11 protein-coding genes are annotated in these 17,163 nt (G+C 58.8%); 2 read left to right on the top strand and 9 right to left on the bottom strand.

The window, feature by feature from the left end; all coding sequences use genetic code 11:
* Positions 1-72 precede the first annotated feature (72 nt).
* Complete coding sequence (locus tag CLH62_RS13085; protein WP_099618578.1) at positions 73-2,490, top strand: phosphoketolase family protein; 2,418 nt, start codon at positions 73-75, stop codon at positions 2,488-2,490.
* Here the strand turns inward: CLH62_RS13085 and CLH62_RS13080 are convergent.
* The 5 genes from CLH62_RS13080 to ald form a co-directional block, all read right to left on the bottom strand.
* Positions 2,471-5,197: a cation-translocating P-type ATPase gene (locus CLH62_RS13080; RefSeq protein ID WP_099618577.1), complete on the bottom strand. Its 2,727-nt coding sequence runs from the start codon at positions 5,195-5,197 to the stop codon at positions 2,471-2,473. The two genes, CLH62_RS13085 and CLH62_RS13080, sit on opposite strands and share 20 nt — an antisense overlap.
* Positions 5,198-5,305: 108 nt before the next feature.
* A complete protein-coding gene (locus CLH62_RS13075; RefSeq protein WP_099618576.1) occupies positions 5,306-7,051 on the bottom strand; it encodes an alkaline phosphatase D family protein in 1,746 nt (581 codons plus the stop codon).
* Between the two features lie 222 nt (positions 7,052-7,273).
* The gene (locus tag CLH62_RS13070; RefSeq protein ID WP_099618575.1) at positions 7,274-7,885 is read right to left on the bottom strand and encodes a Yip1 family protein; all 612 of its coding nucleotides are present in this window, start codon (positions 7,883-7,885) and stop codon (positions 7,274-7,276) included.
* A 185-nt stretch (positions 7,886-8,070) separates the two neighbouring features.
* Positions 8,071-8,643: a glutathione S-transferase N-terminal domain-containing protein gene (locus CLH62_RS13065; protein WP_099618574.1), complete on the bottom strand. Its 573-nt coding sequence runs from the start codon at positions 8,641-8,643 to the stop codon at positions 8,071-8,073.
* 22 nt (positions 8,644-8,665) lie between these two features.
* Positions 8,666-9,784: an alanine dehydrogenase gene (ald, locus tag CLH62_RS13060; RefSeq protein WP_099618573.1), complete on the bottom strand. Its 1,119-nt coding sequence runs from the start codon at positions 9,782-9,784 to the stop codon at positions 8,666-8,668.
* Positions 9,785-9,940: 156 nt separating this feature from the next.
* Here ald and CLH62_RS13055 point away from each other — a divergent pair, with 156 nt between their 5' ends.
* Positions 9,941-10,744: a dienelactone hydrolase family protein gene (locus CLH62_RS13055; protein WP_170005800.1), complete on the top strand. Its 804-nt coding sequence runs from the start codon at positions 9,941-9,943 to the stop codon at positions 10,742-10,744.
* 122 nt (positions 10,745-10,866) lie between these two features.
* On the opposite strand, the gene CLH62_RS13050 is transcribed toward CLH62_RS13055, so the two are convergent.
* From CLH62_RS13050 to rapA, 4 genes are all read right to left on the bottom strand, one after another.
* Complete coding sequence (locus CLH62_RS13050) at positions 10,867-11,073, bottom strand: cold-shock protein (protein WP_044389091.1); 207 nt, start codon at positions 11,071-11,073, stop codon at positions 10,867-10,869.
* Positions 11,074-11,311: 238 nt separating this feature from the next.
* Positions 11,312-11,692: a fluoride efflux transporter CrcB gene (crcB, locus tag CLH62_RS13045; protein WP_099618571.1), complete on the bottom strand. Its 381-nt coding sequence runs from the start codon at positions 11,690-11,692 to the stop codon at positions 11,312-11,314.
* Positions 11,693-11,709: 17 nt separating this feature from the next.
* The gene (locus CLH62_RS13040) at positions 11,710-14,160 is read right to left on the bottom strand and encodes an acyl-CoA dehydrogenase (RefSeq protein WP_099618570.1); all 2,451 of its coding nucleotides are present in this window, start codon (positions 14,158-14,160) and stop codon (positions 11,710-11,712) included.
* A 129-nt stretch (positions 14,161-14,289) separates the two neighbouring features.
* Positions 14,290-17,151 (bottom strand): RNA polymerase-associated protein RapA, encoded by a 2,862-nt coding sequence (rapA, locus tag CLH62_RS13035; RefSeq protein WP_099618569.1) that lies wholly within the window; start codon positions 17,149-17,151, stop codon positions 14,290-14,292.
* Positions 17,152-17,163: the final 12 nt, after the last annotated feature.

Genomic DNA, 17,163 nt, shown 5'->3' with positions numbered 1-17,163 from the left:
GACCTGCATCAATAGCTGCCTTCAGAGGTGGTTTTACAATCCTCTGACACACTGGAGCCATGGAGACACAACATGCCATCACCAATTCCACCAGCACCGGTGGATAACACCGCTTCGGACTGCCCGGATTACCGGCGCTGGTGCGACGGTTATGGCGTTGTCCATCATGGAGAGGAAACCCGACAGCGGGTACGGGTCCTCGCAGAGCACCTTGTCGCCGCCGGACATCAGCCCGATGCGGCAGCGGTCTATTGCCAGCTTGCGGACCTGGACCGTCTGACCAGTGCCGGGCTGTGGCTGGTGGTGCATATGACCTATGCCCGGCGGGTGGATGTCTCCGGGCAACCACTGGCCTCCCAGGATTTCAAGACCAACCCGGAAGGCCATACCGGCGGCGCCCTGAATATGGTGCCCGCCTATGCTGCCTATCTGGCACTGAACAACCTGACCGGGCGCACCCGAAGCTGGCTGATGGGTCAGGGCCACTGCGTGGCCGCGGTGGAAGCCCTGAATGTGCTTACCGGCAACCTGCACCCGGAACAGAAGGAGCGCTATCGCGGCCCGGACGGACTCTCGGCTCTGGTGGCCGATTTCTACAGCTACCGGCAGAACCCGGATGGAACCATGGCTGCGCCCCTGGGGAGCCATGTTAATCCGCACACGGCCGGCGGCATTCTGGAAGGCGGCTACCTGGGATTCGCCGAGCTTCAGTATGCCCACATGCCGCTACCCGGAGAGTCTCTGGTCGCGTTCCTGTCTGACGGTGCCGCCGAAGAACAGAAGGGCAGCGACTGGATTCCCCGCTGGTGGCGGGCAGAGGACTGCGGCGCCGTAATGCCGGTGATGATTGCCAATGGCCGTCGCATTGAGCAGCGCACCGAGCTGGGGACCCGCGCTGGCCTTGAGCGCTTTGAGGCGCACCTGGAACACCGCGGCTTCGTGCCCTTCCGGTTTGATGGCCGGGACCCTGCTGCGTTTGTATGCGCCATCTACGAGATGGAACAGGCACTTGCCGCCAATGGCGAGGCGGCGCTGAGAGGTGAAAGTGGCTACCCGGTTCGGGTGCCCTACGGCATCGCGGAAACGGTCAAGGGCTACGGGTTTTACGGGGCCGGCAGCAATGCCGCCCACAACCTGCCGCTTCCAGGAAACCCCCGTATGGATGCCCGTGCCCGGGAGTTGTTCAATGAACACGCGGCCCGTTTATGGGTGGCACCGGATGAACTTCAAAACTGCATGACCCGGCTGAATCAGCACCCACAGCAGGTCCGCCCGCTGGAACGGGATCACGCCCTGGCAACCCGCAACCCGCCGGACCCGGTGATTCCAAAGCTGCCAGCCGACACGGATCGCACCTCTCCCATGAAGGCGGTGGATGACTTTTTCCGGGCGCTGGTGGCAGAGAATCCTGGCCTCAGAGCCAGAGTGGGCAACCCGGACGAGCTGGCGAGCAACCGGCTTGGCGGTGTGCTGGAGGATCTGAAACACCGGGTCAACGATCCGGAAAATGATCAGGAGTCGGTTCACGGCCAGATCATCACCGCCCTCAACGAGGAGGCTGTGGTGTCCGCCTGTCTGGCCAACAAGGCCGGGCTGAACCTGGTAGCCAGTTACGAAGCCTTCTGTGTGAAAATGCTCGGGGCCATTCGCCAGGAACTGATCTTTGCCCGGCACCAGAAAGAGGTTGGTCGGCCCCCGCGCTGGCTTGGCCTGCCCGTGATCGCGACGTCCCACACCTGGGAAAACGGCAAGAACGAGCAATCCCATCAGGACACCACCTTCTGCGAGAGCCTGTTGGGGGAAATGAACGACGTTTCGCGGGTTCTGTTTCCCGCGGACTACAACAGCACACTCGCCTCACTGCCATCGGTGTTCAGCGAGCGGGGCAGAATAAGCTGCATGGTGATCCCGAAGCGGGAACGGCCCTGCGTCTTTGACACCCGGGAAGCCGACTTGCTGGCCAGGCACGGCGCCCTGGTGGTGGACGAGGACACTTCTGCCGGCGAGCCGCTGCTCCTGATGGCCAACGGCGCCTACCAGTTGTCTGAAGCTATACGGGCTTGCGAGCGCCTTCGGGAAACCGGCACACCGTTCAGGCTGGTCTACATTCAGGAGCCCGGGCGGTTCCGCCAGCCACGGGACACCATGGAAGCCCGGACCTGCCTATCTGAATTTGAACGCGAGCGGTTATTCCCCCACCGCATTCATTGCCGGGTCGCCCTTACCCACATGCGCCCGGAAGTATTCCGCGGGCATCTGTATCCCCTGTTCCCTGAGCCTTCGCGAACACGTGTTCTTGGCTACATCAACCGGGGCGGCACCTTGAATGAGGCAGGCATGCTGTTCGCCAATGGCTGCTCCTGGGGCCATACCCTGGCCGCCTGCGCCAGCGTTATGGACAAGCCGCCCGGTGAGTGGCTGTCCAGTGCCGAACTGGCTGCAGTGGAAGGCCGGGGGGACCCTGCCGTGATTACCCGGGGCCTGCCCTGAGCAGGCGTTTTCTCAACGCGGTCTCAAGCTCCAGAATCACCAGAAGAGCTACGCCGGATCCGGCTGCAAAGGCAAGCATATCGAGGCTCAACGCCTCGCTGCCAAAGGTACGGTTGAACCACGGCAGATAGGTGAACAGCAATTGCAATGCAATCACGGCTGCCACTGCCAGTAACACAATCGGCGTGCCCAGAACACCGCGCAGGGTAATCGAGGCGCTGTCCAGGTACCGCACCGCAAACAGGTAAAACATCTCCATGGCCACCAGTGTGTTGACCGCCAGAGTGCGGGCCGTGGTTTCACTGCCATAATGGTGCATGGCCCAGTACCAGGCCGCGAAGATGCCCACAAGGAAAAGCAGCGAAACAAAGGCCACCCGCCAGACTACGAACCCCCGAAGCAGGGATTCATCCCGGGCCCGGGGCGGATGCTTCATGACATCCGGCTCCGCCGGCTCGAACGCCAGGGTCATGGCCAGAACAACAGAGCTGACCATGTTGACCCAGAGAATCTGCAGGGCGGAGATCGGCAGGGTCAACCCCAGAAGCAGGGCGGTGATCAGGCTGATGGATTCGCCACCATTGATCGGCAGCATGAAGGCAATGCCTTTTTTCAGGTTGGTGTAAACGGTCCTGCCCTCGCGCACGGCTGCGGCAATGCTGGCAAAGTTATCATCCAGCAACACCACCGAAGATGCCTCCCGGGCCGCTTCGGACCCCTTGACTCCCATGGCAATTCCCACATCCGCCCGTTTCAGAGCAGGCGCGTCATTTACTCCGTCGCCGGTCATGGCAACCACACCATGTAAGGCCTGAAGTGCTTTCACCAGTCTCAGCTTGTGTTCAGGACTGGTGCGGGCGAAAACATCCACGTCGCCTACAAGGTCACGTAGCTGATCATCATCGAGATGGTCCAGTTCCTTGCCTGTCAGCACCCGCTTGGTATTTTTCAGCCCCAGCTTCCGGGCAATCGCCCCGGCTGTTACCCCATGGTCTCCGGTGATCATCTTGACCCGGATTCCAGCGTCGTGGCAGTCGGCTATGGCCCGGATTGCCTCCTGCCGGGGCGGATCCAGTAATCCGACCAGACCGAGCAGCTCCGCGCCCTCCTCCAGATCTTCGATGGCCAGCTCCGTGAAACCCTGCTCCGCAGGTTTACGGGCCAGAGCGAGCACCCTGAGCCCCTCGGATGCCATCTCGGTAATCACCTGATCCCAAAACGCCCGGTTCAGGGCCGTGGTCTCACCGGACTCGGCAACCTCGCTGGCACACATCTCGAGAATACGTTCCGGCGCACCCTTGAGGTAGATAACACTGTGGCCATGATGATCGTGGTTCAGTGTGGCCATAAAGCGATTCTGGGTATCGAAGGGGATTTCGTCTTTCCGGGGCCAGTGGGTGGCTCCGCTTTCCACATCAAATCCGGCTTTACGGGCAAACACCGAGAGCGCGGCTTCCATCGGATCGCCATTGATACGGACCCGGCCGGAATCGTGGTGCACATGGGCGTCGTTGCACAGCGCCGCTGCCCGTGCCAGCTCGCCCAGCTGGGGCGACTCCGCCAACTGGCCGCTGTCACCGTTCACCGCGCCATCAAAATCGTACCCTTCCCCGGTCACCTCCAGCCGGGCACCAGACAACACTGCCCGGGTTACCATCATTTCGTTACGGGTCAGGGTTCCCGTTTTATCAGAGCAGATCACCGAGACGGCGCCGAGCGTCTCGATCACCGGCATTCGCCGGACCACCGCTTTTCGGCGGGCCATCTGGCGTACGCCGATAGCCAGGGTAATGGTGAGGATCGCGGGCAGGCCTTCGGGAATGGCTGCAACCGTAAGCCCCACCACGGCCATGAACAGTTCCCGGAACGGTAAGCCGCTGAACCAAAGTCCGCCAAAGAAAATCGCAATGCCGGCAACGATGACAATAATGGACAAAATACGGGCGAACTTGTCCATCTGTTCCAGCAATGGTGTTTTCAGGGTTGTGGTCTGGGCGAGCAACCCGGATATGCGGCCGATTTCAGTATCGGCCCCGGTTCGGACCACGATGCCCCTACCGGTCCCGGTGGCAACCATGGTGCCCGAGAAAGCCATACCGGCCTGGTCCCCAAGCGCAGCATCCGAAGTAACCGCCTCAGTCGATTTATCGACAGCCTCGGATTCGCCGGTGAGAATGGCTTCGTCGATTTTCAGGTTGTGGGACTTTTCCAGACGAAGGTCGGCGGGAACCCGGTCGCCAGGCTCCAGCAGAACGGTGTCACCCGGAACCAGCCCGGCTGCGTCGATCTGGTGCTGGCCATCGGCCCTTACCACCCGGGCCTTGGGAGCCAGCATGTGGCGGATGGCCGACAAAGCCTGCTCGGCTTTTCCCTCCTGGATAAAGCCCACCAGGGTCTGAAGAACGACGACCGCCATGATCACCCCGGCGTCTACCCAGTGGCCGAGGCTGGCCGTAATCACGGCAGCCATCGCCAGCACATAGATCAGAAAATTCCTGAGCTGCCGGCCCAGCCGGGCCCACGGCCCCTTTGCGCGGGCTTCTGGCAGGGCATTGGGACCATACTGGGTCAGGCGATTCTGAGCTTCCTCGGCAGACAGGGGAGCCCTTGCCTCCAGTTGTTCCCTGACGGACACCGGCCCAAGAACATGCCATTCTGTGGTCTGCTGGTGCGGCTCGCCGTTGTTCCGCTCTTCGGACTCTGCCATGCCGTCATTTCTCCCTGTCCCCGTGATACCACCATTAAACCCCGGGACGGACCCGGGGTGGCTTGCGCTGCATCAAGGACAGGATAGCTAACGGTAAGGGCTGTTTCTTTACCCCGTGGCTACGTTTTCAACGGTGCGATTGCCCTGCCCTGGCAATACCCTGCGGGATGAGGTTCGCGAAGCATCAATCTGATAACCCCGTGACTTGATGGTATCCACGAAATACCAGTCCGCCCTCGCCTCTTCCGGGGTAAAGGACACCACCATATAACCCCGCTGATTCACGTTCAGGTAATCCAGATCATCCACCAGAAGACCGATGGCCTGTTCCGCGCCCTGAATCATTTCGTTGGGTATGCCCAGATACTCTTCGAGGCCCGGTGAGGTGACAGAGGAAGTGGCGAATTCCACACCAATCTGATCACCGTTCCTGTCTTTCAGGTTATTGGCCCAGGCGTTGTGGGTATCACCGGCCAGCACCACCAGATTCTTGTCGAGGGCCTTGACGGTACCCAGCACCACTTCCCGCTCGTATTGATAGCCGTCCCAGGCATCAAGATTGTAGGGCGCAACCGTGGTAATCCGCGCCAGCTCCGTGGCAGTCAGGCTCGGATCACCCTGCAAAGCCCGGGCCTTGAGCTGGGCGAGCTCAGCCAGATTCGCCGGCAACCCTTCAAACTGTTCGGTCGCAATCGCCACCAGCAGTTCGGCGGGCAGATTCATCCTGCCCATCAGTACCTGCTGGCCCAGCACCTGCCAGGTGGCACTGGAATAATTCAGGGAAGCCTGCAGCCAGAGCAGCTGCTCAGCACCAAGCAGAGTGCGGTTCTGGCTGCCCACATCGGCAGTAAACCGGGCTGCATCCAGTCCTTCTCCAGTGAAGTAATCCATGTAGTCCAGTTGCTGATCCCGGCCGATGATGCGGGTATCCAACATATGCAGGTCCACAAGATTTCCGAACCGGAAAGTACGGAAAATAGCCTCGTCGCTGCCCTCAATCACCGGACGGATTGGCATCCATTCAAAATAGGCCTTCAGGGCACTGAGTTTGCGCTCGGCAAAATCCCCTTCCCCGTCATCGTGATTCTCGGCACCTTCCTTCCAGGTGTCGTTGGCCACTTCATGGTCATCCCAGACCACTATGAACGGCACCCTGGCGTGCAGGAACTGAAGATCCTCGTCAGCCCGATAGATGGCATAGCGCCGTCGGTAATCCGCCAGTTCAATCAGTTCCAGGTTGTTGTTTTCCGGAAAGGTTCGGCCCAGTGCGGCGGCATCACCGGCCGCGTAACTGCTGCTCTCGGAGCTGTATTCGTAAATGTAGTCACCCAGATGCACCACCGCATCGAGATCGCTCTGCTTGCTGACCTCACGGTACACATTGAAGTAACCGGCCGGATAATTGGAACAGGACACCACTGCCAGGCGCACAGACTCGACACTACCTTCCGGCAGGGTTCGGGTCATGCCGACCGGGGAGCCACTGTCGGTGGTCTTGAAACGGTAATAGTAGGTCTGCCCGGGCGCCAACCCCCGGACATCCACCTTGACGGTAAAGTCATGGGCCTTTGCTGCTTCTGCCGTACCTGAATGGACAAGGTACTCAAAGGCCTCATCTGTGGCCACTTCCCATGCCACCCCAACCGGGCGATCCTGGCCCTTCTCTGGCACGGCGCGAGTCCACAACACGACGCCGTCGGCAAGTGGGTCACCACTTGCCACACCGTGGGTGAAACTGATGGTCCGCTCATCGGAGCTGTCCAGCACACAGCCGGCCAGGCCGGTAGAAATCACAACCGCACCCATGCCCATGGCCGATGCTTTCAGAAAATCCCTTCGTGTCAGTCGTTTCATTGTAATGTCATCCCCTGCGTTCGTCCTTTGCAGCATCGGCTTCTTGCGGTCCGCGCCGTTACTACTCCAACAGAAGAACCTAGTCGGGCTTCGTTAAGAACGCATTGCCAAATTACGACAGAGGGATGGCAAATCGCGACAATCACCGCGGATAAGCCCAAACCAAGGAAAAGGGGAGCATTCAGCTCCCCTTTTCCTTGTTATGACTTGATTACAGCGAATCTATCCGCTGATGAAGACCGGCCCTACACCGAGGTTCCAGATAATCACTGAACCAACCCGGGTGGAAACCAGAATGACCAGGGCTACGGTGAGCAATGCGCCGACGTACATAACCGCCCGCTCCTTTTCGATACCCATGACAATCGGAAGACCGTTATACATGAGCCAGGCGCCATAGGCGGCCGCGATAAGGAACACGATAGCGTTGAACCAGGGGACCGGATACAGCAGAGCAAAGCCTGCCAGGAACAGCGGTGTACAGGAATAGGCCGCCAGCGCAATTGCATTGGAGGGCACGTGCTCCTCCTTGGCGCCGTAGGTTTTCGCCATCCAGTTGATGGCAAAACCCAGGGCAAATACACCAATGAGCATCGCCAGATAGGTCAGCACACTGAGTTGCAACGCGCTGATTTCCGTCAGCTTGATCAAGCGCTCATTACCCACCGTCCAGCCAAAATATGCCGTCGAGATGTAGGCGCAGATTGGTGCAATAGCTGCCAGAACAACGACATAGGCAACATAGACCCGGCGTGGCGTTTCATGTTCTTTTTGAATGGAAGACCACTCTTCATCAGGATGGGTGAAGAGACCGAACGCGTGTGACAGGAGCATGGACAACCCCCCTTTTTTCTGTTGTTGGTATTGTGAAATACGGAATCCGGAAACTGTCGGATCAGCAACCGTTTCTTGAAATTAACTATAGTCAAGAATGGAAGAGTGGAAAGGGGAACCGGTCAAAAAGTGTTCGTAATCCTGAATTCAAATAAGTGCGACCGGCAAGAACCGGCCGCCAGTCATCAGGAATTGCGGGGGTCGGTCTCGGCGACCCAGGGATAGTCCTTGCGGCTGTCGCGGAACGCCAGGAGGCTTTCCACGCCTGTGAAATCCACAAGATCACGGAAATCCAGCCAGTCCACCATGCAATAGAGGCAGATCGCCGGGTAATTCCAGGTCTCGAACTGACCATCTTCCACCATCGCCGCCAGAGTACGCAGCGTGGTCATGATCCGCTCACGCTGGAGGTTGTAGAACATCAGGTCCTGGCTGGTATCAATCCCCGAACGCTCTGACAGCAGCATGGTAACCGCAGAATCATTGGCACCGTCGATCATGGTCAGCTGGTTCTGTTGATCCCAGGTCAGCGGATCCCTGCCCTGCTTGGCACTGATGTAGCGGGCGATTATCCGGGAATCGTAGATTTCCTGGCCTTCGTCTTCGAGAACCGGGATTTTCAGGGTCGGGTTGTTACGTCTTAATTCGTCCCTGTCTTCACCATAGATGTCGAGATTCAGAAATTCATAGCGCTCTTCATCCAGCAGAATCCGGATGCGCCTGACGTAAGGCGAGGTGGTGGAGCCGATCAGTTTCATGGTTTCTCCGAGTGTTTCCCGCTCAGGATCCCAACAGGGATTCAGGGTTTGTGTATGGGTGCCCGGTAGCTTCCGCCACTTCCCTGTAGGTCACCTTGCCTGCAGCTACATTGAGCCCGGCCCTCAGGTGCGGATCTTCCTTCATTGCCCGGTCCGGGCCCTTGTTGGCCAGCGCCGCTACGAACGGCAGGGTCACATTATTCAGGGCCAGTGTCGACGTACGCGCCACGGCACCGGGCATATTAGCCACGCAGTAATGTACCACACCATCAACAATATACGTGGGATCATCGTGGGTTGTTGCCCTGGAGGTTTCGGCACAGCCTCCCTGATCAATGGCCACATCCACGATCACGCTACCTTCCGGCATTCGCCGGATCATGTCCCGGGTTATAAGCTTCGGTGCCGAGGCACCGGGAATAAGAACACTGCCAATAACCAGATCCGATTCCGTCACCGCCTGATCCAGGGTCTGGGCGGTAGAAAACAGAGTGGTTATCCGGTTGCCATAGAGATGATCCAGATGCCGCAACACCTCCATGTTGCGGTCCAGCACCGTGACCTGGGCACCGAGCCCGACGGCCATGGCCACGGCATTCTGGCCAACCACGCCTCCACCTACGACCGCTACCCGTGCGGGGCTGACCCCGGGCACGCCACCCAGCAGTACACCCCGCCCTCCCATGGCCTTTTCCAGGCAGTGGGCCCCGGCCTGAATCGACATCCGGCCAGCCACTTCCGACATGGGGGCCAGCAAGGGTAAATGGCCGGCGTGGTCGGTTACGGTTTCATAGGCAATGCAGGTGGCGCCGGATTTCACCAGATCATCGGTTTGTGGCTTGTCCGGGGCCAGATGAAGGTAGGTGAACAGCGTGTGATCCGGTCGCAGCATCGCCCGTTCTTCGGCCTGGGGCTCCTTCACCTTGACGATCAGTTCCGCCGTATCGAAGACCTCCTTTCCGGTATCCAGAATCCTGGCCCCGGCCTGTCGGTAATCGTCATCTGAAAATCCGATCGCAATGCCGGCCCCGGTCTCGACAAAAACCTCATGGTCATGGCCACAAAGTTCATGAACCGCAGCCGGCGTCATGCCAACCCGGTATTCACGATTCTTGACTTCCTTCGGCACACCGATTTTCATGCACTGCCTCCAAAGCATCCGCCAATTTGTGAATGTCTGCATGAAGTGTAGTCAAAAGGACCTATACTGGTTTGGCAACTGATTGCATCGGTTTACCGGTTCCAGGCGTAAAACCCTGGACAAAAACAATCCGACCCCCAAGGAGCAGGAGACATCATGATTACTCTGAGAAAAGCGGCTGCAGCCGCAACCCTGTCACTTACTCTCACAAGCACTCAGGCATTGGCAGAAATGCAGACCAAAACCATCGAATACAAGGTCGGTGATACCACCTTCACCGGTTACATGGCCTGGGACGATGAGTTCGAGCAGAAACGCCCCGGTGTTCTGGTGGTTCACGAATGGTGGGGCCATAACGAGTTCGCCCGTGAGCAGGCAGAGAGGCTTGCTGCGGCAGGCTACACTGCGTTTGCCCTGGACATGTATGGCTCCGGCAAACATGCGGACCATCCGGATACCGCCCAGAAGTTCATGCAGGAAGCCACCAAGGACATGGATCAGGTCAAAGCCCGCTTCATGAAAGCGATGGAGATCCTGCAGAGCCATGAAAGCGTTGATGGTTCACGAATTGCCGCCCAGGGCTATTGCTTTGGCGGCGCTGTCGTTCTGAACATGGCCAGGATGGGCGTGGATCTGGATGGCGTTGTCAGCCTTCATGGCGCTCTTGGCAGCCCGATAACCGCCGAGCCCGGCATGGTGAAGGCACGGGTTCAAGTGTACACCGGTGGTGCCGACAAGATGGTTCCCTCCGAGCAGGTCGCAACTCTGGTCAAGGAAATGCAGGACGCGCAAGTCGACCTCACGCTGGTGACTTTCCCCGGGGTACTGCACTCGTTCACCAATCCTGGCGCAGACAAGGTCGCCGAAGAATTTGGCCTGCCGATTGGCTATGATGAAGAGGCCGCCACCCGCTCCTGGGAGGGCTCCATGCGGTTTTATGAGGAGATTTTCGCCCAGTAACGTACCGGCGTAACATTTGAAGCCTGGAACCCGGCGATTTCGCCGGGTTTTTCGTGGGCTCGTCCACAAAAAAAGGCAGCCGAAGCTGCCTTTTTGGCGGTTATTCCAGAATCCATCAAGGATTACAGGGGAACAACATTCTCCGCCTGAGGGCCTTTCTGGCCCTGGGTAACGGTGAACTCAACCTGCTGGCCTTCTGCCAGAGTTTTGAAACCGCTGCCCTGAATAGCGCTGTAGTGAACAAAAACGTCCGGGCCGCCTTCACGAGTGATAAAGCCAAAGCCCTTTGCTTCGTTGAAGAACTTAACAGTACCGGTAGTAGTAGACATACTTAAACTTCCTGAAATCAATCATATTATCTGCCGCCACACACCTTCGTGGTGCAAGGTCGACGTTTTACGGAAATACAGAACTCGCGGAATCAAAAACAGGACGGTCACTACTAACTGCGGAGTACGTCTTATTCATGAAATGCTTTACTGAATCTTTCCTACGTTTTTAACTCTACTCCTGAATCCGGGGCTTGCCAAGGGTATTTTCAAGAAAAAATGTAGGTAGTGATACCCATCAGCCCTTCACCAGGCCGAAGGTATAAATTCCCAATGCAGTCATAAGGATGGAGCCGACAACGTGAGCCAGAATGCCGGTAATGGCCATGGCCCATTTGCCTTCCTGGATGGCGGCAAACATCTCGAGGGAGAAGGTAGAAAACGTGGTCAACGCGCCACATAGCCCGGTAATGGCAAACAACCGCCACTCCGGTGCCAGCGTGCTGCCATGACTGAAATAACCGATCAGCAGCCCGATTAGCCAGCCGCCGCTGAGGTTGGCTGCCAGCGTTCCGTAAGGAATTGCATGATAGGTGGTATTGAGCCACAACCCCAGGGCCCAACGAAGGTTGGCGCCGATCACGGCGCCAACACTCACTGCAAGAAAAGACAACCACATGTCAGAGCAGCCTCCGATCAGGCAGGGTTGTGGTCAATCACAGACTCCTTGTTGTGCGCAAAGGCATCAAACGGGAAGTCGTCCACGGTCAGCATTTCCAGCACCACGGTTTCATACTGGCGCATGAAGTCCGCCTCTTCTTTGGTGTAAACGCCTGCCTCAAGGGCCGCTTCAAACCGCTCTTCGGGATGCAGTGCCGTCATTGGGAGTTCACCCTTGGCGTAGGCCTTGGTGACCTTCCGGTAGAGCTGCTCGGCCTTGTCATAGTCTTTCAACAGACCGTTATACCGGGCAACCGGGTTCTCCACGGTACCTTCGCCGTCGGTGGTCCATACACTGGCGATCAGCTTGTTGCGAATCGGCGTATCGGTTGAGATGGCGCGTGCCAGTTTACGGGTCAGTTCGTCCTGGGGGCCACCCCAGCGGCGACCGAGCGGCATGGTAACGGCACGCAACACCAACGCCACGGCGCGGTTGGGCAGGTTCTGCAGGAACTCATCCAGCGCGTTTTCAGTGCGATGCATCAGCAGGCCCAGGCTGTACTCCATGACTTCCTTCTCGCCCTCCACCGGCTGAGTCTCATGCCAGTTCTTGAGCACCATGGATGCGAGGTACAGATTGGACAGCATATCGCCCAGGCGCGCGGAAATCAGCTCGCGCATTTTCAGCTCGCTGCCCAGGGTGGTCATGGCTGCATCGGAGCACAGGCCGAACGCCGCACTGAAACGGGCAACCGCCTGAGCGTACTTCCGGCTGGCACTGTCGAACGGGACATCCGCCAGGCCAAGGCCCAGCGCCTGGGTGAAGGCGCGGGCAGCGTTGCCGAAGATCAGGCCGGCATGGCCGAAGAAGGCGTCGTCAAAGGCGTTGATGTCATCGTTATCTTTAGCCGCCAGCTCCTTGAGTACATACGGATGGCAGCGGATCGCACCCTGGCCGAAGATCATCAGGCTGCGGGTCATGATGTTGGCACCCTCAACGGTAATCGAAACCGCGGCGCCGCTGTAACCGATGCCCAGATAGTTACGGGGGCCGAGGGTTACCGTCTTGCCACCGTGAACATCCATGGCATCGGTGAGGATGCCACGCTGGAACTCGGTCAGATGATATTTGAGGATCGCAGACGGCACCGCCGGCTTCTCTCCCTTGTCGATCATGTTGGCGGTATGGTTAACCGCCGCCTGGGAGATATAGGTCTTGGCGGCAATCCGGGCCAAAGGCTCCTGCACGCCTTCCATATCGGCAACCGGTGTATTGAACTGGCGACGGATCCGGGTAAAGCCACCCGCGGTGCCGACCGCGTAGGCAGCCGCACCAGCCGCCCCGGAGGGCAAGGTGATACAGCGGCCAACCGACAGGCATTCAACCAGCATGCGCCAGCCCTGGCCCGCCATATCCACACCACCGATGATGTAATCCAGCGGAATAAACACGTCCTTGCCCTTGATCGGTCCGTTCAGGAACGGACTGCCGATGGGGCAATGGCGGCGACCGATCTCCATGCCCTTGGTGTCCCGCGGGATCAGGGCACAGGTAATACCGTAGTCTTCGGTCTCGCCCAGCAAGCCGTCCGGGTCAAACATCCGGAATGCCAGGCCGACAACCGTGGCGATGGGAGCGAGGGTAATCCAGCGCTTCTCGAAATTGAGCCGGATACCGACCACTTCCTTGCCATCCACTTCCTGCTTGCAGACGATGCCGGTATCCGGCAGCGAGGTTGCGTCTGACCCGGCACGGGGGCCGGTCAGTCCGAAACAGGGAATCTCGCGGCCATCGGCCAGGCGTGGAAGGTAGTGATTCTTCTGTTCGTCCGTTCCGTATTTGACCAGCAATTCACCCGGGCCGAGGGAGTTGGGTACACCCACGGAAACCATCAGTGATTCGTTTGCAGCAAGCTTCTGCAAAACGGCTGTCTGGGCCTTGGCCGAGAACTCCAGGCCACCGAATTCCTTCGGGATAATCATGCCGAAGAACTTTTCCTTCTTGAGGAAGTCCCACAGCTCCTTCGGCAAGTCTGCACGCTCAACCGCCACGTCCCAGGCGTTGCACATGGAGATGGCCTGGGTGCACTGATTGTCCACGAAAGCCTGTTCTTCCTCGCTCAGACCGGTATTTCGGTTGATCAGCAGGCTATGCCAGTCCGGACGCCCGGTGAATAGCTCGCCATCCCAGCCTACGGTACCGGCCTCCAGAGCCACTTTTTCGGTATCCGAAACCTTGGGCGCGACTTTCTTGAACATGGCAAAGATGCGGGGCGTCAGCCAGCTCTGGCGAAAGCCCGGCAGACCTGCCGCCGCGGTTGCCGCGGCACCGATAAACAGCACCAGCGCCAGCCAGCCAGAGGCGAAAATCAGTGAGAGCAAACCGGTCACCGCCATCACACCAATGGCGGACATTGCACCGGACTCGCGCCGCATCACAATCAATAGGCCGGCCAGTGCCACTACAAACAGAATGAAAGTCATCATAGGTTCTCTCTGTCATCCATGGTTCTGAAGTGTAAAAACTACAATTTGTTACGTTGACGGTACCGCATCAGATGAAGGCTGGCCAGCTAATGCCGCACAGTCAGCCAGTTACAGCCGTCACACTCCGGCTTACGCAGTCACAATCACCCGGATGCCTTCCAGCGCGAGGCTGGCATGGCCAATGGCATCCCGGGCCGCCTCGAACTGGTCCCGGAAATAGTTGATTTCCTCTTCACGAATCGCCGGATTCACCTTCTGTAGGGCTTCCAGCCTGCGAATCTCCGGTTCAAAGGTGGCAGCCAACTGGTCAAGGGCCTGCGATTTCAGGGGCTCCAGATGCGGCTCGGACAAACGTTCCACATGATCCACCATGGTTTCAACCTGGGGCCGAATCTGCGGCACGATGGCCTGGGCCGTGCGCCGGCGGATATTTGAACACAGATCGTTTAACCGATCATGGGGCAACGCACCGGATAACTCCTTGCCGTTCACGTCCACCAGTAGTCGCAGCGGCGAAACCGGAAGATAGCGGGTCAGCTGCAGGGCATCCGGGGCGGGACAGTGCACTGTAAACAACGCCTCCATCAGCAGGGTACCCGCCGGCAGAGCTTTCACTGACAGACTGGCCAGGGCCGCCTTGCCCAGACCGGAACTGGTGACCGAATCCATCACCCCGGTCACCATCGGGTGTTCCCAGCTCATAAAGGCCAGATCTTCCCGTTCGAGGGCATTCTGGCGGTCCCAGGTCACCGTTATGCCGTCTTCGGGCAACTCGGCCACGTGACCGGCCTGATATTGCTCACCCGGGCGGAGAATATCGGAATGATCAGCATGGTCTTCCACATCCACACCAAGAATGTCGAAGGCCTCCATCATGTAGTCACGAACCCGGACCTCGCTTTCCTCTTCCTCAATAGCGGTGATCAGATCTTCAGCCACATCCCGGCGGCAGGAATTGAGTTCAATCAGCGCATCACGGCCGTTCTGGAGCAGCGTTTTCAGACGCCGGGATTCTTCAGCCGAGGCCCTGACCAGCTCATCAGTGGCATCGATGTCACCATCGATGGCCTTCCACCATTGCTCCTGAACGGTCTCCTGCACCGCCACACCAACCGCGCAGCTTTCCGCAAACGCGTTCAGACCTTCGTGGAACCACCGGAACTGGACTTCCTGACTGGTCCCTTGCAGATAAGGAATATGAATATCAATGGCTTCGGTCTGTCCGATCCGGTCCAGGCGCCCGATGCGCTGTTCGAGCAGATCCGGGTTGGCAGGCAGATCAAACAGAACCAGATGATGGGCGAACTGGAAGTTCCGGCCCTCGCTGCCGATTTCGGAACAGATCAGCGCCTGGGCGCCCTGGTCACTATCCGCAAAATAGGCCGCGGCCCGGTCGCGCTCCAGAAGGCTCAGATGCTCATGGAATGCAGCACTGCGGATACCGGCACGAAGCTGGAGATAGTGCTCAAGGGCCATGGCGGTTTCGGCGCGGGCACAGATGACAACGACCTTGGCAGGGCGCAGGCCGGCCAGTTTTTTCTCCAGCCAGGCCACACGGGGATCCTCCGCCAGCCATTGCTCCTCAGGCACCAGCTCCTCTGGCGCCAGCCCCTGTAGACCGGAGACCTGTCCCTCGTACATGTCAGGATACGGCAATGGCACAGGGGTCGGACGACGCTCGGGGAACCCCTGAATCGCTGCCCGGGTATTACGGAACAGCACCCGGCCGGTGCCGTGACGATCCAGCAGGGCGTCGATCACGGACTGGCGGGGGTCATCACCAGCCAGTAACTGGTCCAGTTCCTCCCCTAACCAGGCCTGCAGCAGTTTTCGATCGTCTGCACTGATATCGGAACTTTCATCCTGCAGCCGGCGTACCACGCTATTGATGACTTCGTACTGCTGTTCTTCCTCCCGGAATGTCTCCAGGTCGTGGAACCGCGCCGGGTCCAGCAACCGCAGTCGGGCAAAGTGACTGGCCACACCGACCTGTTCGGGAGTCGCTGTCAGCAGCAACAGGCCACGACTGACCGCCGAGAGTTCTTCCACAATCTGGTATTCGGGGCTGGTTTGCTCCGGGCTCCAGGCCAGATGGTGGGCCTCGTCCACAATCATCAGGTCCCAGTCTGCCCGGAGGGCATCCTTACGGGCCTGCTGGCTGTTCACCAGGAAATCGAGACTGCAAAGCACCAACTGGTCGCTCTCAAAGGGGTTGACCGAATCATCGCCGCCGAAGATATGGTTCACCAGCGCATCAACATCGCTTTGCTCATCTTTCAGGGCGTCATAACGGCTCTGGTCGACGATCGAGAAGCGCAGATTAAAACGCCGGAGCATTTCCACCAGCCACTGATGGGTAAGGGAGTCCGGCACTACGATGAGTGCGCGCTTTGCCCGCCCGGTATGAAGCTGGTAATGCAGGATCAGGCCTGCTTCGATGGTTTTGCCGAGGCCCACCTCGTCTGCCAGCATAACCCTCGGCGCATGACGCTTTGCCACCTCATGGGCGATATAGATCTGGTGCGGCAGATGCTGGGTTCGGGCACCGATCAGCCCCTGGGCCGGCGACGCACGCAGGCGATTCATATGCTGGAGGGTGGCGAACCTCAGGCGAAAGGCACCGTTACGGTCAAACTGGCCAGCGAACAGGCGCTGGTGCGGAGCTGAGAAATTGACTGAACCGGCCAGTTTCACTTCCGAGATTTCGTGCAGGTCAGCGCCGTCATCCGCGTGATACATGAGTACGCCGCCGAGATCCTCTACCGCGCGAACGATGTAACGCTCACCCTCAAAAGTCTCAATTTCCTCTCCGATCTGGTAAATGATGCGGGAAAGCGGCGCATTATCAATCGCGTAGGTGCGCTCCTCATCGGCGGCGGGGAATCCCAGGGTGACCCTTCGGCCCGAGATGTCCGTGACAATACCCAACCCCAAGCTGGTGTCACTGTGGCTGACCCAACGCTGACCAATAACAAATTCCGATGTATCCAAGAAACCTCCAGA

Origin of the sequence: Marinobacter guineae (genome assembly GCF_002744735.1) — a bacterium.
In the GTDB taxonomy this organism is placed as follows: domain Bacteria; phylum Pseudomonadota; class Gammaproteobacteria; order Pseudomonadales; family Oleiphilaceae; genus Marinobacter; species Marinobacter guineae.
Note: the sequence above shows the minus strand (reverse complement) of the source record. Positions and strands in the feature narration are given on the sequence as shown.